21 protein-coding genes are annotated in these 21,994 nt (G+C 45.1%); 6 read left to right on the top strand and 15 right to left on the bottom strand.

All coding sequences use genetic code 11. The features are described 5' to 3' along the window. Both EYO21_09275 and EYO21_09270 read right to left on the bottom strand, forming a co-directional pair. Positions 1-579, bottom strand: a complete 579-nt coding sequence (locus EYO21_09275) for an isoprenylcysteine carboxylmethyltransferase family protein (GenBank protein HIB03995.1) — start codon at positions 577-579, stop codon at positions 1-3. Positions 580-604: 25 nt separating this feature from the next. After that, positions 605-1,606 carry a Gfo/Idh/MocA family oxidoreductase gene (locus EYO21_09270; GenBank protein HIB03994.1) on the bottom strand — a complete coding sequence of 334 codons (1,002 nt, stop codon included), beginning with the start codon at positions 1,604-1,606 and terminating at the stop codon, positions 605-607. A gap of 153 nt (positions 1,607-1,759) precedes the next feature. On the opposite strand from EYO21_09270, the gene EYO21_09265 reads away from it, so the two are divergent. From EYO21_09265 to EYO21_09255, 3 genes are all read left to right on the top strand, one after another. Continuing rightward, complete coding sequence (locus EYO21_09265) at positions 1,760-2,311, top strand: hypothetical protein (GenBank protein HIB03993.1); 552 nt, start codon at positions 1,760-1,762, stop codon at positions 2,309-2,311. 215 nt (positions 2,312-2,526) lie between these two features. Continuing rightward, positions 2,527-4,713: a cyclic nucleotide-binding domain-containing protein gene (locus EYO21_09260; protein HIB03992.1), complete on the top strand. Its 2,187-nt coding sequence runs from the start codon at positions 2,527-2,529 to the stop codon at positions 4,711-4,713. Positions 4,714-4,847: 134 nt separating this feature from the next. After that, complete coding sequence (locus tag EYO21_09255; GenBank protein HIB03991.1) at positions 4,848-7,004, top strand: M28 family peptidase; 2,157 nt, start codon at positions 4,848-4,850, stop codon at positions 7,002-7,004. A gap of 20 nt (positions 7,005-7,024) precedes the next feature. On the opposite strand, the gene EYO21_09250 is transcribed toward EYO21_09255, so the two are convergent. Both EYO21_09250 and EYO21_09245 read right to left on the bottom strand, forming a co-directional pair. Then, entirely contained in the window at positions 7,025-7,690 is a 666-nt protein-coding gene (locus tag EYO21_09250; protein ID HIB03990.1) for a DUF5020 family protein, read from the bottom strand. A 52-nt stretch (positions 7,691-7,742) separates the two neighbouring features. Beyond that, the gene (locus EYO21_09245) at positions 7,743-8,303 is read right to left on the bottom strand and encodes a superoxide dismutase family protein (protein HIB03989.1); all 561 of its coding nucleotides are present in this window, start codon (positions 8,301-8,303) and stop codon (positions 7,743-7,745) included. 75 nt (positions 8,304-8,378) lie between these two features. Here EYO21_09245 and dusB point away from each other — a divergent pair, with 75 nt between their 5' ends. Beyond that, positions 8,379-9,374 carry a tRNA dihydrouridine synthase DusB gene (gene dusB / locus EYO21_09240; GenBank protein HIB03988.1) on the top strand — a complete coding sequence of 332 codons (996 nt, stop codon included), beginning with the start codon at positions 8,379-8,381 and terminating at the stop codon, positions 9,372-9,374. Between the two features lie 19 nt (positions 9,375-9,393). Here dusB and EYO21_09235 read toward each other — a convergent pair whose 3' ends face one another. Then, complete coding sequence (locus EYO21_09235; protein ID HIB03987.1) at positions 9,394-11,274, bottom strand: sodium:solute symporter family protein; 1,881 nt, start codon at positions 11,272-11,274, stop codon at positions 9,394-9,396. 162 nt (positions 11,275-11,436) lie between these two features. Here EYO21_09235 and EYO21_09230 point away from each other — a divergent pair, with 162 nt between their 5' ends. After that, on the top strand, positions 11,437-12,867 hold the full coding sequence (locus tag EYO21_09230) for an SRPBCC family protein (protein ID HIB03986.1): 1,431 nt from the start codon (positions 11,437-11,439) through the stop codon (positions 12,865-12,867). A 71-nt stretch (positions 12,868-12,938) separates the two neighbouring features. Here EYO21_09230 and EYO21_09225 read toward each other — a convergent pair whose 3' ends face one another. From EYO21_09225 to dnaA, 10 genes are all read right to left on the bottom strand, one after another. After that, complete coding sequence (locus EYO21_09225) at positions 12,939-13,574, bottom strand: hypothetical protein (protein ID HIB03985.1); 636 nt, start codon at positions 13,572-13,574, stop codon at positions 12,939-12,941. 37 nt (positions 13,575-13,611) lie between these two features. Continuing rightward, positions 13,612-14,793: a formamidase gene (locus tag EYO21_09220; protein HIB03984.1), complete on the bottom strand. Its 1,182-nt coding sequence runs from the start codon at positions 14,791-14,793 to the stop codon at positions 13,612-13,614. Positions 14,794-14,922: 129 nt separating this feature from the next. Beyond that, the gene (locus tag EYO21_09215) at positions 14,923-15,561 is read right to left on the bottom strand and encodes a hypothetical protein (GenBank protein HIB03983.1); all 639 of its coding nucleotides are present in this window, start codon (positions 15,559-15,561) and stop codon (positions 14,923-14,925) included. Further along, positions 15,554-16,009 (bottom strand): hypothetical protein, encoded by a 456-nt coding sequence (locus EYO21_09210; GenBank protein ID HIB03982.1) that lies wholly within the window; start codon positions 16,007-16,009, stop codon positions 15,554-15,556. Before EYO21_09210 ends, EYO21_09215 begins: the two co-directional genes overlap by 8 nt. A 5-nt stretch (positions 16,010-16,014) precedes the next feature. Continuing rightward, the gene (locus EYO21_09205) at positions 16,015-17,292 is read right to left on the bottom strand and encodes an insulinase family protein (GenBank protein ID HIB03981.1); all 1,278 of its coding nucleotides are present in this window, start codon (positions 17,290-17,292) and stop codon (positions 16,015-16,017) included. 4 nt (positions 17,293-17,296) lie between these two features. Next, positions 17,297-18,604 (bottom strand): insulinase family protein, encoded by a 1,308-nt coding sequence (locus tag EYO21_09200; protein ID HIB03980.1) that lies wholly within the window; start codon positions 18,602-18,604, stop codon positions 17,297-17,299. Positions 18,605-18,644: 40 nt separating this feature from the next. Next, positions 18,645-19,187, bottom strand: a complete 543-nt coding sequence (locus EYO21_09195; GenBank protein ID HIB03979.1) for a hydrolase — start codon at positions 19,185-19,187, stop codon at positions 18,645-18,647. A 3-nt stretch (positions 19,188-19,190) separates the two neighbouring features. Continuing rightward, positions 19,191-19,514 carry a redoxin domain-containing protein gene (locus EYO21_09190; protein HIB03978.1) on the bottom strand — a complete coding sequence of 108 codons (324 nt, stop codon included), beginning with the start codon at positions 19,512-19,514 and terminating at the stop codon, positions 19,191-19,193. A 125-nt stretch (positions 19,515-19,639) separates the two neighbouring features. Beyond that, entirely contained in the window at positions 19,640-20,251 is a 612-nt protein-coding gene (gene lexA, locus EYO21_09185) for a transcriptional repressor LexA (GenBank protein ID HIB03977.1), read from the bottom strand. A 64-nt stretch (positions 20,252-20,315) separates the two neighbouring features. Next, positions 20,316-21,680, bottom strand: coding sequence for a chromosomal replication initiator protein DnaA (dnaA, locus tag EYO21_09180; protein ID HIB03976.1), 1,365 nt, complete (start codon positions 21,678-21,680; stop codon positions 20,316-20,318). A 166-nt stretch (positions 21,681-21,846) separates the two neighbouring features. Here dnaA and EYO21_09175 point away from each other — a divergent pair, with 166 nt between their 5' ends. Further along, positions 21,847-21,981, top strand: a complete 135-nt coding sequence (locus tag EYO21_09175; protein HIB03975.1) for a 50S ribosomal protein L34 — start codon at positions 21,847-21,849, stop codon at positions 21,979-21,981. The last annotated feature ends 13 nt before the right edge of the window (positions 21,982-21,994 follow it).

The following is a 21,994-nucleotide window of genomic DNA, read 5'->3' as shown; positions in this document are numbered from 1 at the left end:
TCATCGAGAGATCACAGTTTTTACCATAATAAACAAGAGATAAATGGCTATCATCTGCAAAGTTCTACGCTCAGTACGGAATGTTTTTTTCCATGTTGCGGGTGAAATGCCGTAGCGACCCGGCCAAGGGACAATGCGGGGGAGAAGGCGCGGAACTGCTGCTAAGTAGGATCTATATTCCTCTCCGAACTTATCAGCGAGGGTCTGTTCTTCAAGAGATATAATAAAACTATATTGTAGAAAAAAGAAGGTAACGGTGACCCCAAACAGTTGCCACATAAATGTCCCGCCGGCCATCAATACGACTCCGACATAGAGAATAATATTGCCTAGGTAGAGAGGATTTCGCACATAAGCGAAGGGACCGTCTGTACAAAGTTGTGGAGCTCCCACTTTTCTCGTTCGTGTTGCGCCTCCGGCATAGTGAACTCCATTTAATCTTAAGGTCTCTCCAACGAGGAGCAGGAGCAACCCCATCCTTGTAACGGGTCCACCAGGGTCAGCAAGGATGATAATAGCCAAGGCCAGAGGAATAGGAGTATAACTTCGATTCTTAAAGAAAAATTGGCGGACATCCATATCAAAACCTGGACGAACCGTTACGTCACTGAAGATCCTGTTCGATCTTCTCCTGTATGAGCAGTGCAAGTCGGAGTGCTTCACGACCTTCTTCAGCGGTCACGATGGGGTCTGACTTACCTTCGATAGCCTCTAGAAAATTTGTCAACTCTAACTGAAGGGCATCCACCTTCTCTTGTCTTGGCTTCTCGTAAACAATCTGTCTGTGATGGCCATCCTGTTCCAGGGGTGCGGAGATTAACGCATTTGGATTCTCTTCTTCAGCGTCCAGCACTTTGTAAACTTCTGTGATGCCTTGCAAAAAATCGATGGTGATATAAATATTTCGCTCAAATACGCGCAACTTCCTGACATAATCCTTGGCTATTCTGCTAGACGTAATATTAGCAACACAGCCGTTCTCGAACCTGATCCGGGCATTCGCAATATCCACGGAATCTGTTATGATGGAAACGCCTGTGGCAGATACATTTTTTACGGGTGAATTCACTAGAGATAGGATCACATCAAGATCATGAATCATAAGATCTAGAACTACAGGCACCTCTGTTCCTCGCACCCGATATGGAGCCAGCCTGTGAGTCTCAATATATTTTGGCTCCAGAGGAATTTTCTCTCTTTTTAAGGTTAAAATGGCTGGATTAAGTCTTTCCACGTGGCCCACCTGCAGTACCACTTCTTTCTTCTCTGCTAGCTCCACTAATATATCAGCCTCTTCCAGTGAGGCACAGAGCGGTTTTTCCATAAAGACATCCTTTCCCGCTTCAAGGCATGCTTTTCCAACGGAGAAATGCTCTGAGGTGGGCACAGCAATAATCAGTGCATCACTCTTGTCGATAATCTCTTGAATGGAAACAGCCGCTTCCACTCCTCTTTCACGGGTAATTCTATTAGATGTCTCACCATCAATATCAAAAAATCCAGCACAAATTACAGATGGTAGCTTAATGACATTCTTGAGGTGTCGTTTTCCCAGGTGGCCAACACCAATTACTCCGATAGCTTTTAAAGATTTAGGATTACTCATGAGAGTGTCTCTCGGACGAATATAGAGAGGTTTAGACGAATTGCCGAAAGGGAAAGTCCCCTCACCCAATATGTAGATTCATGTTGCCTGGTTTGGTTCTTATGGTCAATTTCCCCTCCGGTAGCTACTCCGAGGTAGAGAATACCGAATTCAATGAACAGTAATGTAAACGCATTTATCAGTACGGTCGTCGTGCTGTTGGCTCTTGCGGGGTTTGTGGTTGCGGCCGCTCTGGGTGAATTCCGCCTTGCCCTAATGTCTGTAGTGAGTGGGCTCCTTATTTGGTTCGTCAGTCTGAGTTTTATGAAAATCAGGGTGGCTTCTCTCCCCTTTGTGGTAACTCTATTCGGATTCCTTGCTGGGACGGCCGTTTTTCTGGAGCAGGCAATTGAGCAGGATATGTGGGGAGGTTACCACATTTTACCCGAAGCTGCGCTTTTTTCTTTTGTTGTCTTGTTACTTGCTATGACGCCTGGTGCCTTTCTTTTCTACTGGAAAAGTGCGCAGCCTAAGGTGACCTCTTCTCCCTCTGTTGTACAGCCGGTAGTTCCGCTCGCACCTCAGTCCACTGAGCTGGAGGATGTTGAGAGTGATGACATAAATATGTGGATGCCAGAGGAATACGAGGTTGAATATGATCCGGAAATGTTAGAAGCTTATTTTGAAGCATACGAAGACGGTGGCGAGGAGTACGAAGAGGAATAATTTTTTGCCTACAAATAGTTGTTTGAAATCCTTAAAGGGCGGCAATCTAGTCGCCCTTTCTTATTTTGGACGATCTATAGGTCAATGGCACTACTCTTTTTCTTGGTTCTCGTCGGGTAATTAATCCCGTTTACAAGTGATGAAAAATAAATAATAGGAAACCCGCATTTACCCGTAACTAAATTGCTGTTTCCTGCTCTTGGCTCAATATCGCGATGAAGAAAAACACCATAATGTCTGATTTTGTCCCGGGGATTATTGCTGGAACTATTAATGCCATTGTCTGCATCGTTTCAGCCATGGCGCTGGCTGCTCTTGTGTTTACTGGTCCATTGGCAAGCTTTCTATCTCAGGGCATTGGAATCCTGTTGTTTGGGACTGTCATTTTTGCTGTTTTTTCCGCCCTCACTGCCACCTATCCCCTAATCTTCATCGCTCCCCAGGACATTCCCATTGCCATTCTTGCTCTCATGGCGGCAACCGTGGCTACGGGTGTAGGCAGTGAATTAGATGCTGAACATGCGTACCAATTCATTTTTGTTGCCATCGGTCTTAGCTCCATCCTTGTAGGGCTATTTTTTTACATTTTAGGGCGTTTTAAGCTCGGGAAATTAGTGCGCTATATTCCCTTTCCTGTTGTTGGGGGGTTCTTGGCTGGAACAGGTTGGCTAATTGTCAAATTCTCCTTCATGATGATGACGGATCTGGACCTTGGCTTGGCAGATATGGGAATGCTTTTCGAAAGCTCCACCATTTTCAAATGGTTTCCTGGGCTTGTTTTTGCAGTAACACTGTTAGTAATGACCCGCTACTTTAGTCATTACCTGTTGACACCGGGAATCCTATTCGGCAGTATTGTGCTGTTCTACATCATTATGTTTGGCTTGGGGTTTTCCTTTACCAACATGGAACAAAACGGATATTTATTAGGTCCGTTCCCTGGGGGTGGTTTTTTTCCCGGTTTTCCATTTAAGTATGTCTCCTTTTTTCGTTGGGATCTCTTTCTTGTACATCTGCCAGCTATTGCAACAATGATGATCTTGAGCGCTGTTTCGGTATTATTTAATTATAGTGGACTGGAATTAATTGTTAAACGGGATTTTGACCTGGATAAAGAACTTCGCCTAACTGGCTACAGCAACATTCTAGCTGGGATGGCTGGCGCTCCGGCAGGTTACATGACCCTCAGCGAAACATCCATGTCCTATAATCTCGGTGCCCGCACCCGGTTGCCAAGTATCGTTGTGGCCGTAATCAGTATGATTACACTCGTCTTCGGGGCTGATGTGTTGTCTATTTTCCCCAAAGTAATTCTGGGTGGACTATTATTGAACTTGGGACTTGAATTTATGGTGGAATGGCTCTTCGATACCTGGAAAAGACTGCACAAAACTGACTATGCGGTGATTGTTTTAATTCTAATCGTTATTGGGTCTATTGGGTTTCTGGAGGGAATAGTTCTTGGCCTTTTGATGTCCATAATTCTTTTTGTGATTAATTACTCCAAGGTTGAGGTAATTAAGTACGAGTTGTCGGGGAAAACATTCAGCAGCAACGTTGAACGGTCCAGTCACCTAAAAGAGGTTCTTCAGGATCACGGTGATGAAATTTATATCCTGCCTTTACAGGGTTTTGTTTTTTTTGGCACCGCCAACCGATTGCTAATGCAAGTACAATCAAGGCAGGAAAATCAAAACCTCAGCAAGCTGAAGTACCTAGTTTTTGATTTTCGTCATGTCACAGGTCTTGACTCGTCAGCAATAAATAGCTTTAACAAACTCAAAATATTGGCTGAGAATTGCGGATTTCACATTCTTTTTTGTGGTCTGCATGACGAAATGGAGGCTCAATTATATATTGAGGGGATTGTTGCTGAAAAAAGCAGCCTTATCCGGATTTTTCAGGACCTGGATCACGGCTTGGAATGGTGTGAGCAACACATTCTACATTGTGTTTTACCTGAAACCGATGGGTTGGAGAGTAAGGATAAGACAGGATCTTTCCTGCATCGATTCTCCCAGATTGCAGACTTTTTTGAAACTAAAAATTGTCCTTCCGGAACAATAATGATTAAGCAGGGTGAAGACCCCGGTGGAATCACTTTTATAGAATCAGGAAAAATTACCGTAGAACTGGAATTGGATACCGGCAAAAAAATTCGTCTTAAAACCCTGGGCCCGGGAACTGTAGTTGGTGAAGTGAGTCTATATTTAGGATCCTCTGCATCTGCTTCCGTTATAGCTGACACAGACTGCCGGGTCTTTTTCCTGTCCAAAGAAAGTTTTAAGAAAATGAACCTTGAAACACCTGATAAAACTGTAGAACTTCACACATTTATTGTGGAACTGTTAAGTGAGCGCCTGTCGGGATCTAATGCTACCATCAAGGCTTTAATGCGTTAGGTATGGAACAATCCTTGCCTTTTCTTTTGCCCCGTATTAAAAAGTCTCATCCTAGAGGAGGATGGTTAAGATTCTTTCATTTTAATAATGTAACTTATCTGGGGTTTAAGAAAATAAGTAAAGTTTCTAGTTAGATGAAAAAGGGGGGAGCGATGAGAACGAGCATTTTAAAAAGTGTGGTTGTCTGCCTGATAATGTTGAATTCTTTGTCAGGGGCTAAAGAAAAGCAGCTTCTTGGTTTTAACTCAAAGGGAGCATCAGATGAATTGACTTTGGAGCGTCGCCTAGGTGTGGCGCTGCCCAAACGTATGAACGAATATCACCTTATCATGACAGCTGAGCCCCATCACGCTGGAACTGAAGCCAATATCAAAATCGGACACTACTACGCCGAAAAACTGAAAGAATTTGGCTTCGATGAAGTTCAAACTTCCCATTACGAGGTGCTTCTTCCCCGTCCGATAGAACGTTCAGTTACCCTCATTTCACCTGAGCGATATGAGTTAAAACTAGTCGAACCACCCTACGATGAAGACCAAGATTTAACCAAAGATGGCGTTTTGCCTCCTTATAACGCTTATGCTGCTGATGGAGACATAACCGGTGAAATCGTATTCGTCAACTATGGTCTGCCTGAAGACTATAAAGTGTTGGATTCTTTAGGTGTTTCCGTACGGGGAAAAATTGTTCTGGCAAAATACGGTCGAAGTTGGCGAGGGATTAAACCAAAGATAGCTTCAGAGCATGGAGCTATCGGCTGTCTAATCTATTCTGATCCAGAAGACGACGGTTTTGTTCAAGGAGAAGTCATGCCAAAGGGAAAATGGCGTCCCGAATGGGGTGTTCAGAGGGGATCCGTAATGGATATGCCCACTTACCCCGGCGACCCCCTAACCCCCTTTCAAGCTGCGAAAGGAGATGTTAAAAGGCTTCCGCTTGATAAAGTCCCTACTCTACAAAAAATCCCCGTTTTACCTATTTCTTACGGGGATGCCCTGCCAATATTAAGGAATATTGAAGGGCCTATCGCACCCGATTCCTGGAAAGGTGGCTTAGCTATTACATATCATATAGGTCCGGGTCCCGCTGAAGTCCGTATGAAATTAAAATCCGATTGGTCCCTCCGAACTATAATGAATGTCATTGGAATTTTGAGAGGAAGTGAGGAGCCTGAAAAAATCGTGATGGTGGGCAGTCACCGTGATGCATGGACTTTCGGCGGTCGTGATCCTATAAGCGGCGCCACTGTTCTGCTTGAGACTGGGAAGCTACTAGGCGATCTTGCAGAAAAAGGATATAGGCCCAAACGTTCAATCGCGATTGCTAGTTGGGACGGAGAAGAATATGGGTTGATCGGATCTGTGGAGTATGGTGAAGAATTCGCAGAAACATTAAAGAATAACGTTGTTGTTTATTTAAACCGAGAAAGCTACACAGCTGGAAATTTCAGTGCCAGTGGTGTTCATTCTCTTCAACCATTTATAAACCAGTTAACAAAAGATATTAATATGCCGGGAAGTCAGGGAACTGTGTATGACTCTTGGAAAGAAAATTCAAATGAAAACCGCCTAATAAAGCATAATGGTTATGAAAATGTGAGGCTGGGGGCCCTTGGATCGGGAAGTGACTATACTGTTTTTCTTGATCATTTGGGAATTCCTTCAATCAACCTCGGTTTTGGGTCGGGAAATGGTATTTATCATTCCCGCTATGACACTCATTGGTTTTTCACCCAATACGGTGATCCCGGTTTTGTGTACGGAATAGCTTTAACCGACCTTGTTGCAAAATTCCTTCTAAGAATGGCAAACAGCACTGTTTATCCTTTCGATTATTCCAGCACTGCGGAAACCATTCACCAATACATTGATGAGGTTGAGAAAGAAAGTGAAGATAGAAACGTGGCTAAGCACCTTAATTTTTCCTCATTACGGAAGAGCACCGAAATACTCCACGCTACATCACTAGTTTTGAACAACCAGATCGAACTGCTACTAAGCAATCCTGGGGCCAATAGAGCACTGATTAAAGAAGTGAACCGCTATCTTCTTTTGGCTGAAGAAAATTTTACTGATAACGGTGGTTTGCCTGGGAGGCCCTGGTTCAGACACCAAATCTACGCACCCGGGTTTTATACGGGATACGGCGTAAAGACGCTACCAGGGGTCCGTGAGGCAATTGAAAAGGGTGACACCCGCGAAGCCCAGAAAATGATGGTGGTTTTAGAACAATCGCTGCAAAGAGTTCAAAAAACTCTGCTAAATGCCGTGGTAGTATCAGCTGGTCAGTAATTAGGTGGCTTCAGGCACATTTACTCCATGTCCCATTTTAACGCGAAAGTCGCATAGAATTGCCAACCATCCTTCGGTAAAAAGTTTTTCGTAATTCGTGCCTCACCGCCAACATAAAGTTTGGAAGAAACAGCATACCATAATTGCGGCTGACTCATAACTGCCGTTTCTTTACCCTCATCATCAAATCTGTCTTGAGTCCAGATGTCCGCGTAGCCCGTCAGGTGAGCTTTCCCGTTTAGCAGTGGGACATAGAATACAAACGTCAACTGCCCATCGTGTGATTTAGAACCATAGGCAGCACGATAGAGCAATTCTGTTGAAACTGTGGTGGTTTTCAAATCAACAGGGTAGGTAATTCCGGTAAGCCAGACATGGCCCAACGGCCCCCATCGCGACACGCCGTCATTAAACTGAATAGTGCCAGAGAGTCCTTCCATGAATGACAGGTTCATATAACGAGCGAATTCCCAATATCCCACTGAAGCACTTTTATTTCCTGGCTGGTTATATTCAAAATCGACAAACCAGAAGGTAGCTCCCTTTTCATCTGGTTTATACATCTCGAGCGTCGAAGTAAAATATCTGCGGTCTTCAGCAAAGTCATAGTGAATTTGCAGATTTTGACCAGTACTTATTGACACAACAAAGGTCAGGCTAAAGAATAGCTGTATCTCATATTTCACAGGGAGAAACTAAAACTTTTCTGAGAAAGAGGTGTGTGTTTGTTCCGTTAATTCAGCGCTTTTGGATAGTGCCACACGCCAGTCTTGCCCCGCCAGCGCCTCCCTTCTGTCCGGTTGTCCCCAGATCAGGGTCTACATGAACAATGATGGCACTTCCATTGCCGTCAAAAAGAGTAAGTGGTCCGTCAGAAAGTGTGACTCGGCTGGTTCGGTGTTCAAATCTCGCCACACCATTCTCGTTGGCCACAAGATTTGGCAGATCACCCATGTGGAATGGGTGGTTCGCGTCTGGATTAGACATTCCATATGGTCCAGGATCCAGGTGCCCCCCCGCTGCACCAAAGGTTGGTTCACAAGTGCCGTTCTCATGGATGTGACAGCCGTGGACCGAGCCAGGCTCCAAGCCAGTCACTTCCAGGGTGACAAGAACTGTTGGAACCACCCCTTTACTACTCTGTACAAATTCGGCATATCCGGAAACGCCTGATCCTTCAGCTCCGGTAATATCTGCACGAGCACGATAAATTTCATTGTTTTGACTGGAGCAGCTCGAAAAAAGAAATGCTAAACCAATAACCAGGGCCAAAAAATAGCAATAAATCGCATTTTTCATATTAAATCAACCTCGAGTCTTGATATAAGTTTAGGGCAGATCGGACAGTAAGGAAAATGTAAATTCTTTGCGTCAATGAAAATCGGTTCAGTAAAGATCGAATCTCCTGTTTTTTTAGCGCCCATGGCTGGGGTTACAGACTATGCTTTTCGAATCCTCTGCAAGGAGATGGGAGCTGGCGTGGTCTATTCTGAGTTTGTCTCTGCTGACGGTATTATCCGTGAAAACCAGAAAACTTTAGACCTGATCCATTTCCATGAAGAAGAGCGGCCCATCGGTATTCAAATGTTCGGAAGCTCGCCGGAGGTCATGGCTCAAGCCGCCCGTTTCGTGGTTGACAATTTCAGACCTGACATTCTTGATATCAATTATGGGTGTCCTGTACCGAAGGTAACAAAACGAGGCGCTGGTTCAGCAGCTTTAAAGGACCTCTGTCTAATGGATGAGATAACGACGAGTGTGGTTGAATCTGTCCCAGACGTCCCTGTGACAGTAAAGATGCGTTCCGGTTGGAACCAGGAGTCGATCGTGACTCCTGAAGCAGGAGAGCGCCTGGAGAAGATCGGGATTAAAGCCATTACCTTGCACCCACGTACAACCGTCCAATCCTACCTTGGTCAAGCTGACTGGTCCTTAATTAAGGAACTAAAACAAACAGTCTCTATTCCTGTCATTGGTAACGGTGATGTTTCAACCCCCAAGCATGTGCTTTCAATGTTTGAGGACACTGGGTGTGATGCTGTCATGGTGGGGCGTGGTGCTCTTGGTAATCCTTGGTTTTTCAGAGAGACTCTTGCCCTGTTGAGGGGAGAACCACTGCCTGAAAAGTGCACTGTTTCTGAGCGCGTCGAAATGTGCCAACGACATTTCGACCTTCTTCTTGAAAATAGGGGCGAGCACTGGGGAATGAATCTTATGAGGAAACATTTTGGGTGGTACATCAGAGGATTTCCCGGCGCGGCCAAGTTCCGACAGGCTCTTGTTACTGCCCAAGGATTAGACGAGATGCAACTAGAATTAGTTTCTCTAGCAAAAACTGAACAGAGAGCTTCACCGCCTGTTTTTGCTTAAACGGTTAATATTAAGAAATTCAGCTAAAGTATTCCTTGTGTAGCCTTTCAACTTTGTCCGGCTCCACCGGCTCAGACAACCCCACCTTAAACGCCAGAAACCACATAACAAATATTCCATATACCAAAAAAAGGAGTTGCCACACCCAAAGTGACGGCAGGCCAAACGGTACCCATGTGGCTGGGCTATTTGGGTTAGAAAAGAGTGTGTTACCAATCGTTGCAAACGGTCCAAAACCAACCAAAAACCATATGATTGTTAATATCCACGCCAACGAAACCTTTCTCTTTTGAGCGGGTGAAATTCCTGACACTAATTGAAGGAATTTGTGCCGTTTTTCCTTTGCCTCCTTTTCTTTCGGGTCTTTGTTGGTCATTTTTGATACAATCACGGCAATAGCGAGATTAAAGAGAATTCCCCATCCTGCACTGTGGATCGTAAGTGGATAGGCCCCCCAAGGTAATCCAAACCATGCTGAGGTTCGGTCTGTTAGCGTAACAGCCACCAACCCCGCCACCAATCCAGCCACCACACCTTTTCTCGTAAACCATGGGAAATAACAAACACCCATGAGTGCTGGATACATCTGAAAACCATATGCAACAGCAAGACCGCCAAGCATGACGATGGCTGAAGTCGATTTTGCAGCCACTACCAGTGCGGCTCCTGCCACAAGGACAACTGTAATGCGGCCTACCCTCTTTTGTACAGAATCAGTCGCGCCTGGCGCCACATATCTTTTATATATATCTCTTGTCACCATTGCGCTAAAGGTGGACATATAAGCTGCGCCAGTACTCTGCATGGCTGCAAGTGCACAAACAGTAAGCAGTCCCATCAGCCATGGTGATGAGTCAGAAATAAGATTAATGAGCTGAGGAACTAGATTCTTGTCGTTCGCACTTTCGAGTGTGCCGTTAGCGATGAGCACGTGACCCCCAACTCCTTGGAAAATTGTAAAGGTAAAAAGAATTATACCAATTACTACTGATGATGCAGCTACCTGCTGCCAGCGAAATGGTTTGCTAGTTTTGTTCGCGAAGGCCCACATGGAAAACGCCGGTGACGATTGAATCCCCATAAGGGCAAACATGTATGTCATACACATAATACCTGTCCATGTCCCTCCCGCAGCTTTGCTACCGGCCGACACCATCTGAATACTGCCAGGGATGGCAACAATGGGGGAGTGTCCAGCCGGTGTTAAGTTACTATTAGAAGTCAAATCGCCTTTTACATGTTCCGCCATGCCGGCAACAAAGCCAGACCAGCCACCTGAAAAATGGATCGCCAAACCACCCAAAATGCATATTCCCAACGCCAACAAAATACACTGAACGCAGTCGACGTAAGCCACAGATCTCAATCCCCCCGATGCCACATATATAACAACCACGGTAGACAAGGCAAACATACCAAAGTTCGCACTCACTAGACCGTCAGTAACTACATTAAACAAATCTCCAGAAGCTCTCAACTGAACACCGAGATAGGGGACGCTGAACAAAAGCGCGACCAGAACAGTAAGCATCCTAATTGCATTACCGCCATAATAGTCACTGTACATCTCACCAGGAGTAATGTATTTAAACGCCCGACCAAGAACCCACTGCCGACGCAGAAAAAGGACTCCTGTAAACGGAATTGTTAAAGCATAGAAGGAAGCAAACGCATAAGGAAGCCCATCTGTAAATATTTTCCCGGGGTGACCCACAAAAGTCCAACCACTAAAGCTGGTGGCCGTTGCAGCCAAGACAAAGACCCAAATGCCAATGGACCGGCCGGCCAGAAAATAGTCTGAAGAAGTCCGGGCGCTTCGGGCACCCTTAAAACCCCAAAACAAACAATAGGCCCAGTAAACACTCACAAATATAGTAAGCCACAGAAGTTTTGAGTCCATATTGAGTTTCTCCCCGAAGAAGTATAAGTGATTCTACCTGATGCTAGAAAAAGAGTCAAGATTTTCTTAAGGACAAAGTGATACCAGAAAGGGCATGATGAATATTAGATTTACCTTCTTTGTTAAGGAAAATATTGTGAAGAATCTGTGTTGGAGAAGAATATGGCGGTAGGTGCGGCTACCATCTCTCTTTTATTCCTTATCTACTATTTTGTTCGAAGCACGGGGGCGAATCAGCATCTCGACCTTGATTACTCCACTGAATATGCCCGCCGGCAAGCTATAGCAACCGCCACTCTGGATATTGAGTCTGATCCCGAGATCCTCTGGCATACTCTTACTGATATGGCTAATTACAAAACATGGTATCCATGGGTGCATCGCTTGCGTGTAACAAATGAGAACACAAAACGATGGGCACATAAACATTCCCTTTTGAAATACAAAATGGAAGTTGGAAGCCGGTTTAAAATTCAGCCTTTTTTTGGGGCACCCTATAACAGCTGCCGTTTTGTCTCAATTGACCCTCCTAACAAACTTGCCATGGAGATGCGCTTTTTTCCACTAAACAGAGAATTAGTAACGTTCAATCTTCACCCTTATAAAAACTGTGTTGAGGTAACCTACACAGCCACAAGCAATAGCCTCCTCAATTTTCTTACAACAGCCATGTTTTCTTGGCGGGGAAAAGAAGTTTTGAGAAATCTAAATAACATAATGCCGAAGGTCGATTATGAAGAAGATACTGCCGAAGATGCGGCGAGAGTACCTCAGTTCGTCTTTGATGACAATTTTATCAATGCCCTTATTGCAAAAGCTTACAGCGACGGCACGGACATCCTCAATAGCATTTCCGAAAAAGTAGTTCGCGGAAAGGCCAAATCCGGTCTTATAAAAGCGAAGCGGGTCGGAAAACCTCCGAATACAACACCTGATGCAACACAAGCGGTCAACCAATTCCTGTCCGGTGATGCTCCTCAAGTAGGTGTGGCGTCTCCATCAGCGCCTGCAGTTGAGGTCCCTGAGGAGATACGAATCAATCAATACATCCTCAGGGGGCTAGATGGAGATACAGATATCATTAATTCCATCAACGATCGTGTCTTTCGCTCAAAGGTGAAATCAGCACTTACAAAAGCAAAACGCACCGGTGAACGTCCGGAAGTTCCACCTGACACGCTTCCGCTGGGTGCTGAGCCGGCGGCTGCTCCATCAATACCCACTCAGAAAATAGATGAAGGGACTCTCGTCAACACCTACGTTGCAAAGGCCATGGGTGGAGATGAAGAAGCTATCTCTAGTATCAAAGACCGTGTATTAAGATCGAAAGTGAAATCTGCACTGGTTAAGGCAAAACGCACCGGCATAATGCCAGAAGTCTCTGAAACTTCTGACCAGCCACTAGCTCCGGAAACTCAAGAAGAAGCTTCCCCAACTCCTCCTGCTGGTTCAGACGGTCCTGAAACGGTCGTAGATCAGGCCGTTCGGGCCGCCCTGGAAGGCAACATGGATCTTATCAATGGCCTAGGGGACAGAGTGTTGCGGGCTAAAGCCAAGTCGGCCTTAGCAAAGGCGAAGCGAGCCCAAGGATAAAAAGTTTGATCTCCGTTTGTCTGCACGCATACGTGTATGATCTTAATTTTCCCCTCTTCTTGTTCAATAGACTACCAGAGCCAACTTTTCTCCCCCTGTGGGAGCGGGGGAAGCGGTCTCCCATCATTAAAGCCTATTGTTCCTTCATGCAAAGGCACCGGTAACCCAATCACACGTGTATCACTCAACACTAAACTCAACATCCCTTGTTTCGATGTAAGTTTCTCCGCTAGAATATGCGCTCTGTGATCTGAGAAGTGATTTTCGCTAATAAGTACGTAGGTACCAAAAACTGAAATTACTCTTAGCGGTTTTGCCCCTCCTTTCAGCTTCTGTTTGCCGAATACCGTCCCGTTCAGCCACGGAGTAATTTCAACAAATTCACCTTCTCCTCGTATAGCTAGTTCTAGATCATCAATTGGGACAAGCGCAACGTCAAATTGATGACTTAACAGAAGCTTCAGGGCAGCAAGGGTCGTTGGAGCCCGAACCGCAATAGCCTCACTTTTTGGAAGAACTTCTCCAAGAACGGTCGCAATCTCCAAACCAATCGGATAAGATTGAGGATCAGAAGCTGTGGTAACAAGAAATAGTCGATCTTTCCTCCATTTGTACCAGAGACCATACGGGCTGTGGGCAAAAAGAAAACTGGCCGAGCCTATAATAATTAAAAAGAAAATACTGACGCGCGCGTGACTTTTTCGCAAGGAGGGTCTCTCGTTTTGCACTCTCTATGCAAAGACTCTATTCAAACACTTCCAAAGGCAGAACAGCCAAGACGCCAAAGTTTGGTACGTCAACCAGCTGGCTGATCCTGAGATCAACCGCGGCGCTACAAAGTATGTACGCCTGTTCCCGGGTTAGGCTTTTTTCTCTCACTAAATAACTGATCATTTGCAGTAGAGCATCCCGGGCTGCAAGAGTTAAATCTTCTGACAGATTCTCAAGGTCACCAATCCGTTCACCATCAAGATAGGCTTGTTGCGGAGTCACTTTATCCTTCTGCTTAATGGGGTAGCCTACCGTTCCGTAGAATGATCCTGGTGCCAGGTTCTTTAACTGATCATCATGACCTTCCACATGAGGTTGGGTGATATCCTTCCCTTTCCCTTTCAGCACCTCAACTCTCACTTCTACGATTGCACTCATTTCAATGGCAGTCCCTGACACCTCGCCATCTCCCTGAGCATAATGGATATCTCCAATGGAAAGAAGTGCACCATCTACGAACACCGGTAAATAGAGGATAGTCCCAACCTGCATCTGTTTTACATCCATGTTCCCTCCATTTTCTCTTGGCGGCACGGTCCTCAAACAACGTTCAGCATGTTGACCTCCCGGGCCACAGATATCAGATGGTTGCGCGTCCATTGGTTCTGGTGGGAGGGCAAATCCCCCGGCATCAGCCAAAGCAGTTTCCCGTTGATACATCTTTTCTACCTCTTCAGGTCCAGGTGCAACACCAACAGTCCCCATAAATCCAGCAAAAGGAACATGTATTCCTGGCATGTCTATTGAGGTGGCGGCTACCCTGTCCAGGTTCCAACGTACAATGTGTGGCTCTGGATAGAGATCTCTTAGGAAACCAAAGCCTGGAACGATCACCGTATAACCAAAGGGGCCTGGCTCAATGTCTATAAGCGTTATCGCTAAGACGTCGCCTCGCTCCGCACCATTGATGTAAACAGGGCCCGTCAGTGGGTGTACCACGTTCAGATTTGCTCCCGCTACATCGGCCGGGGTTGACTCCTCAGTAAACGGACTGTCCAGAGCATCCCTGGTTTCATAAACAAGCACATCACCTGGATCCGCATGAGCAACAGGTGGAATTGCCCAGTGCCATCGGTTATGACATTTAGGATCATTAATGCAGTGGTCGCCCGTCGCCGAAATTTTTATTGTTTTTCCACCAACAGTCTGCTTCATCGGGCAGCCCACAAGAAACAACGCAATGAAGGTTGCACACAGTAGTCTTGCCATCTTATTCATTACATTCCCCCTTCAATAATATTTCTACTTCCTAATATTATATAATACCAATTGTCTTTATTGCAATCAAGGATTTCCGGTTATGTGACTGTTTTCCTGTAGAAACTGGCGAACATCTCGCGCCTCATCCTGCGAAATCTCGTGGGCGATAGGATACTCCCTCCAGGTGAGGCTGAATCCTATTTCCTTTAATAAGTGAAGTGATTCCTTCGACCGGTGCAATGGCAATATAGGGTCATACAATCCGTGTGCAGCAAAAATTGGGCTCTCTATAGGCATGTTTTCACGTCGCTTCACATCCTCCCCTTCCATAAGAAAACCACTCAGGGCCACAACGGCACCTATCGGATTTTCTAAGTGTAGCATAATATCCAAGCACATGCCGGCACCCTGAGAAAAACCGAGAAGAACAATCTCTTTAAAGGCAAATCCTTTAGCACAAACATCCTTTACTAAAGAGATAAGCAACTCTCTGCTCTCTATCCTTTCCTGTTCAGAATCTTTATTCAAGGGAAATGAAAACCACCCTTTTCCAAGGCCTCCGGTCCCAGGAACATCAAACAGGCCGTCTGGAAAAAAAGTTTGAGTACCTTTTAGCCTAAGACTTTGGACAAAAGGAACAAGATCGTGTTGGTTGGCTCCCCATCCGTGTAAAACAATAAGAGCAACCTTTGCCGGACCCTCTTTTGGTGGAAGCTCAATCAACCCTCATCACCCGATATTGAAACTGATAAATTCCAAGGGCTTTGTCTATCGCAACTTTTCTTATGTATGAAAGTGAAATCTCTTTTTCAAGATTCGAGAATAGCGTTACAGAGTCGCTTGGGAAAATATGCGGGTGATTCGTCAGGAAAATATGTGTTAAGTACAAAGAAAACCTACTATAGGTCTGGGCACCACCTATGATGAAGCATTTTTCTGTCTTGGTCTGAGAAATGACCGTCTCAGGATCCATGTCTCTGTGCATCACAACCACCTCCCTACCATCAAGCTCTGTGGCTAGAGTTGATTCTGTGTTAGAACCCATAACCACTGTCTGACCAATGGTTTGCTCCCGAAACAATTGTAAGTCTTCTGACCAGTCCACTACTTCCGTGGGGTGGCGTGCTATCATGCCGTTGACCGTGACGGCGGCTGTGAGTATCACATCCATAGTTTTCAATTGGTTCCGTTTAGGGTGCCTGCAACAACTGTAATGCGCCTGCCGGGATCACAATAGGCGTGGATCGAATCATTAACTTGTTCAAGAGTCAATAAATTGATAAGGTTGGGATATTCATCCATGAACGACAACTCTTTACCTCTCTCCACTGTTGTCAAAACTCTGTTGGCGATGCCGGCTGTTGTGTCGAGACCTACCTGATACATACCAGATATGGTTGTCTTCTTGGCCTCCAGCTCGTCTCTAGTGACACCTCCTCTAAGCCAAAGGTTAAGCTGTTTCTCCATGGACTTTTTTGCTTTGTCAATGATGTCCGGCGCAAAAGTCCCCCAGATATACCAATAGCCGTCATTGCCTTCTTCCACGCCGCCAGTAGATGATTGAATCCCATAGGTGAGCCCCTCTTTATCTCTCACCGTTGCCATGAGTCTCGCCGAAAAATTTCCCCCCAGAATGAAATGGCTCATCATAACAGCATAATAATCTTCGTGCTCTCGATCTATGCCTATCCCGTGTCCCGTTACCACATCAGCACTGGTCTTGTCCGGAATGTGAACCACTTCTGACAGATGCTTGTAAATGGTGTTTGCCTTAGATTTTGCAACAGTTCCCAAGGTCAGGGGAGATTCCTTCCATCCTCCAAATCTTTTCGCAATCTCTTTTTCAACAGTTCTGTGATCCACATCACCCACAAAACAGATGTGGACCGTCCCTAATCCATAGTTTTCACCATGGAACGATTGCAACTGTTTGGTTGTCACTTTTTCCATGTTCTCAATCTCTCGGTCCAATCCCATGGCCCGGTTTGGGTGGCCTTCAGGGTAGAGTTGCATGAGAAATGCTTCAATGGCTCGAGTCCGTGTGTCCTCTTTTGATTTTCTCATTTCCGCTGTCCGGCGCTGCACAATCGATTGTAAATCCTTCTCATTATACGCCGGCATCATAAGCTGCTCCGCCAACAACTCGATCAGGAGAGGCAAGTTTTCCCTAAGACATTTACCTGAGAAGTGTACACGGTATCTGCCCGAGGTAAATACAAGTTTTGCACCAACAGATTCTAGCGCGTCTCCTATTTTAAACTTGTCCCGCTTCTGTGTACCAAGATCCAACATGGCAGCTGCTATTTCAGGTACAACAATATTGTTTGTTGCAAAGACATCCCCGCCTAGAAAACTTCCACGAAATGTAATTACATCTTTAATATCTGTTTTCAGGAAATAAAGGTTGAGCCCATCTAACGGTGACGAACTTTTTATTTTGGGGGCCAGCTCCAAACTTTTACTCAGCGTTAGGCCCTTGTGAAGTAGGAATAAAAAACCCGGTGGTGCTTTGGTCTTCTTTCAGATATTTAGAAGCTACACGCTTAACATCATTAACTGTGACTCTTTCAATCTTTTCAAGGAATGTGGTATAAAATGTCCAGTCTCCAAGGGCAATTGCCTCATTTAAATTGCTGGCAACGGAGTAAGATCCGTCTCTTGTGAATGCGGTTTCGGCACGTATCTGGGATTTTGCATAGTGAAGTTCCTTCTCCTGCACATCTTTAGCAATAATGGTGCCGTATTCTTCCAACACACCTTTTTCTGCTTCTTCACATGTGATGCTTCCCGCTAGAAAGACATAGGTAACAAAAAGGCCATTATCATGAAGGGGATGAGACCAGACATTCACATCAGCTGCTTTGCCGGAATCGATGAACCTTTTGTAGAAGCGGCTCATCTTTCCATGGCCCAGAATGCGCCCGAGGATTTGCAAGGTATGAGTGTCTTCATGAACACCTTCAGGTGTTTTATGCGCTAAGCCCACAATCGGCATTTCTCCCGCTCTTTTCACCATGACCCGCCGGGGTCCTTCTTGAGGCGGTTCACTGGTATACATTTGGGGGATACTGTGTGACGGCTTTGGAATCGATCCGAAATGTTTGTCCAAAAGAGTAAGAGCAACGTCTTTCTGAAAATCACCTATGACAGAGATAGTGGAATTATTCGGCCAATAAAAGGTGTTGTAAAACTTTTTCAGTCGCTCCGTCGTCACGTTTTCAATGTCCGAACGCCAACCAATGGTGGAATGATGATACGGATGAGCCTGGTAAGCAGTCGCCCAGATATTTTTGTCTAGTGCCTCATATGGATCGTTTTCACCGCGCTCGAACTCATTTCTTACAACAGTCATTTCTGACTGTCTGTCCTCGTCTTTAATAAACGCACCTCTCATTCTGTCGGCCTCTATTTCCATGGCTTTTTCCAAGTGTTCTTTTGGCAACAGCTCAAAATAGTTGGTTCGATCGAACCAGGTTGTGGCGTTGATCATGGCACCTACATCCTGAAGTACATTCCAAATGGCTGTTCCTCCTTCTTTATTAAACTGTTTTGATCCCTTAAACATAAGATGTTCTAAAAGGTGTGTCGATCCCGTGTGGCCAATAGCCTCGTTCCGGGAACCCACATGATAGGTAACCATAAAGGTAATAACAGGGGCGTGGTGGTTCTCTAGCAGCAGGACGGTGAGATCGTTTTTTTTATGCCGATATTCGGTAATTCCTCCTGATTCTTTCACAGGAATAAATTGTTTGATGGTTTTACTCACAGGACAACTTTTATGTCAAAATAAAAAGGGAAGGTAAAGTTTATTTTATAATGCTCGCAATAGCCTTGAAGTTGTCACCGCTGGCTACCTGCTGTAGTTCGAATAAAGCCATTTCTACCGAGGTCATATTAGCCCCCAGGGCTCCCATTTTTTGAAGGCCGAGATTGTGGTTCGACTCGTGTCGTGACATGACAGCGTCAGTGACGACATGCACCTCGTAACCTTCTATCAGCAGATCCTGTACGGTCTGATAAACACAGACATGTGTCTCAATTCCGCAGACCAAAATCTGTCTCTTCTCATAAGATTTTATCTTTTCCGATACAATATTATCACCCAAGCAACTGAATGTTATCTTTTCCATTCTTTCCGTGCTGTTCAGGGCCGCAGCTACCTCGCTCATTGTGGGGCCCAACCCGGCCGGGTACTGTTCGGTCCAATTGATGGGAATACCCAAAACTCTGATACCTTTAATAAGCCGACAGATATTTTTCTTGGTCTGTTCCTGTTCTTGCATGACAGCAAATATCTTCTCCTGCACATCAATCACAAGAAGCTGACTCTCTTCTGTAATCAGTTTCATCAATTATACTGCAAGAGTCTTAGCTACTTCCTCAGCGTGACCTTTTGGCGAGGCTTTTGGGAATGTGTGAATAACTACATTGTTTTCATCTAGAACGATGGTACCCCGCATGACACCTTCATATTGCTTCCCGTACATTTTCTTGGCTCCCCACACACCCAACTTGTCTAGCATCATGTGGTTTTCATTGCTTAGAAGCGGGTAGGTGAGACCACATTTAACCACAAATTTCTTCAGAGCCTTGGGCGGGTCAGCGGACAGACCATAAACATCAACATTTCTCCTTTCAAACCTTTTCAATATCGACTGAAACTCAGTCGCTTCAATCGTTCATCCTGGAGTGCTTGCTTTGGGGAAACAAAAAATCACCTTTTTCCTGGAGGTCTCCAGACTTCTATGCTCGCCGTTATGGTCTAACAATGTCAAATCGTCTACTGTTTCACCAACTTCAATCATAACAACTCTCCGTTGTATTTCCGCATAACACCAACCACCACGCCCTGTATTCTCACCCTGTCCACTGAGTATATCACAGGATCTAATGTTCTGTTTGCTGGTCTTAATTCTATCTCATCATTGCGGAGATAAAGTTTTTTTATGGTTGCCTCCTGATCGTCAATTAACGCCACAATAGTCTGACCATTTTGAGCTTCAATTTTTTCTTGTACAATGACAAAGTCGCCATCTTGAATATGTTCTTCTATCATGGAATCGCCTGACACTTTTAGAACATAGTGTTTGCCGCGCCGGAGAAATGATGCGGGAACCTCAATGACCTCCGGGTTTGAAATGGCATCAATCGGTTTTCCGGCAGCTACCATTCCTAACACTTCAAGGGTGTTGAAGGAGGAATCGGCTGGATGGAGTTCAATGGAACGAGTTCTGTTCCACTCGTGACGAATGGCCCCCTTCTCTTTTAGCGCCCGAATGTGCTTATAGACGGTGCCTTTTGATGTAAACCCGAAACTTGAAGCAATTTCATCAAAGGTGGGTGCATAGCCATGCCTTGAGATATATCCTCTCAGGTAGTCGAAAATTTCTTTCTGTCGCTTCGTTAAGAACATGAGTACAAAAAGCGTACAAATTTAGTCCAATTGCACGAAAAAATAAAGATGTTGAAACTATAGATTAGAATTCGAGCTGTGAGCGAATTCCGTCAACCCTGCGACAAAAATCTGCCTTTTCTTTCATCTTGCCCTTCACCGCCCGGCAAGCATGTATAACAGTGGAGTGATCGCGCCCACCAAAGTGCATCCCTATGTTTTCCAGAGAAGTGCCCACAATTTCCCGGGACAGGTACATGGCCACCTGCCTAGCTCTGGCCACATCCATTTTCCTGCCTCGCCCTACAAGTTTTTTCTCAGGTACATCCATGGCTTCGCTAACACTTTGTATCACGTCTTCAATGGATACTGTTTTAGTCCCGGGGCGGCCCAATGTTTCACGAAGAGCCCGCTTGGCCAGAGACATGGTAATGTCCGAATGTGACAGCGATGAATATGCTAATAGTTTGATGAGGGCCCCTTCCATCTCCCGGATGTTGGTGCGGATATTAGTGGCGATAAACTCTATGATTTCGTAGGGAATTTCTAAACTGTCATCTTCTGCTTTTTTCTGAAGGATTGCGATGCGTGTTTCAAGATTTGGTGCTTGAACATCAACAATCAACCCTGATTTAAAACGGGAAAGCAACCTGTCCTTTAGTCCATATAGCTCACTCGGGTGACGGTCTGTTGTTAAAACCACTTGCTTTCCTCTTTGGTAAAGATCATTAAAAGTGTGAAAAAATTGTTCTTGGGTTTGCTCCTTTTTCTGCAAGAACTGAATGTCGTCCACCAGTAGAACATCTACTTTTCTGTGTCTCTCCGTAAACGGGGCGCTGTTGTTGTTTTGAATAGCTGTAATAAAATCAAGAGTGAACTTTTCGCTAGTGGTATAATGAACTCGTGGCCTCGGCAACCGCTGCAAGACCTTGTTCCCAATGGCTTGAAGAAGGTGTGTCTTTCCTAAACCAACGCCACCGTAAACAACCAGTGGATTAAATGATGTCTGTCCTGGCGAGTCTGCAACTGAAACAGCGGCCGCTTTGGCCAGCTGGTTGTTTGATCCTTCCACAAAACTATCAAAAGTGTAGCGTTTGTTCAGCCTGCTGCCACTATCATAGTTCTGACCCGAACCTCTTTGTTCAACAAGGGTGTCTGGCTCTGTTGGAAACTCACCGTTGCCAGGTTCACTCACAACGACACTATAACGGACTTTTAGATCTTTTCCTGTTGCAGTTTTGAGTTTTGACAATAGCATCCTTCGATAATGACGATCGATCCATTCATAATAAAACTTGCTAGGGACTTCTAGTGTCAAGCTGTTTTCGTCTAAGCTAACCGCTCTAATCGGTTCAAACCATGTTGCATAAGTTTGTTTACTAATAGAAGATTGGACTTCTCCTGACAAATTTGTCCATAAATCTGATGCTGTTAAAATAGTTTTATCCACAACTTATCCACACTGTGGGAGGGTTTAAATTTATCCCTTTCTCTCCTCTGATATCAAGCGGAAAAATTGTTTTTTGGTATAATCAGTACACAGGCAGTAAACTTGAAGGAGTGGTTGCTGAGGTTTTCTATAATAGTTAATTTCCACGTCTTTAAAATGGTGTATCATGAAAAGGACTTATCAACCGAGTAACCGGAAGCGGAAAAAGAAGCACGGTTTCCGTTCCCGTTCTTCCTCTCCTGGTGGAAAACGCATTCTTCGTCGCAGACGAAGTAAGGGGAGAAAGAAGATCTCGGCCTAACCACACTTTTTAA

Source organism: Candidatus Neomarinimicrobiota bacterium (assembly GCA_012964825.1).
In the GTDB taxonomy this organism is placed as follows: Bacteria; Fidelibacterota; Marinisomatia; order Marinisomatales; family S15-B10; genus UBA2125.
This window is presented reverse-complemented; position numbering and strand designations above follow the sequence as displayed.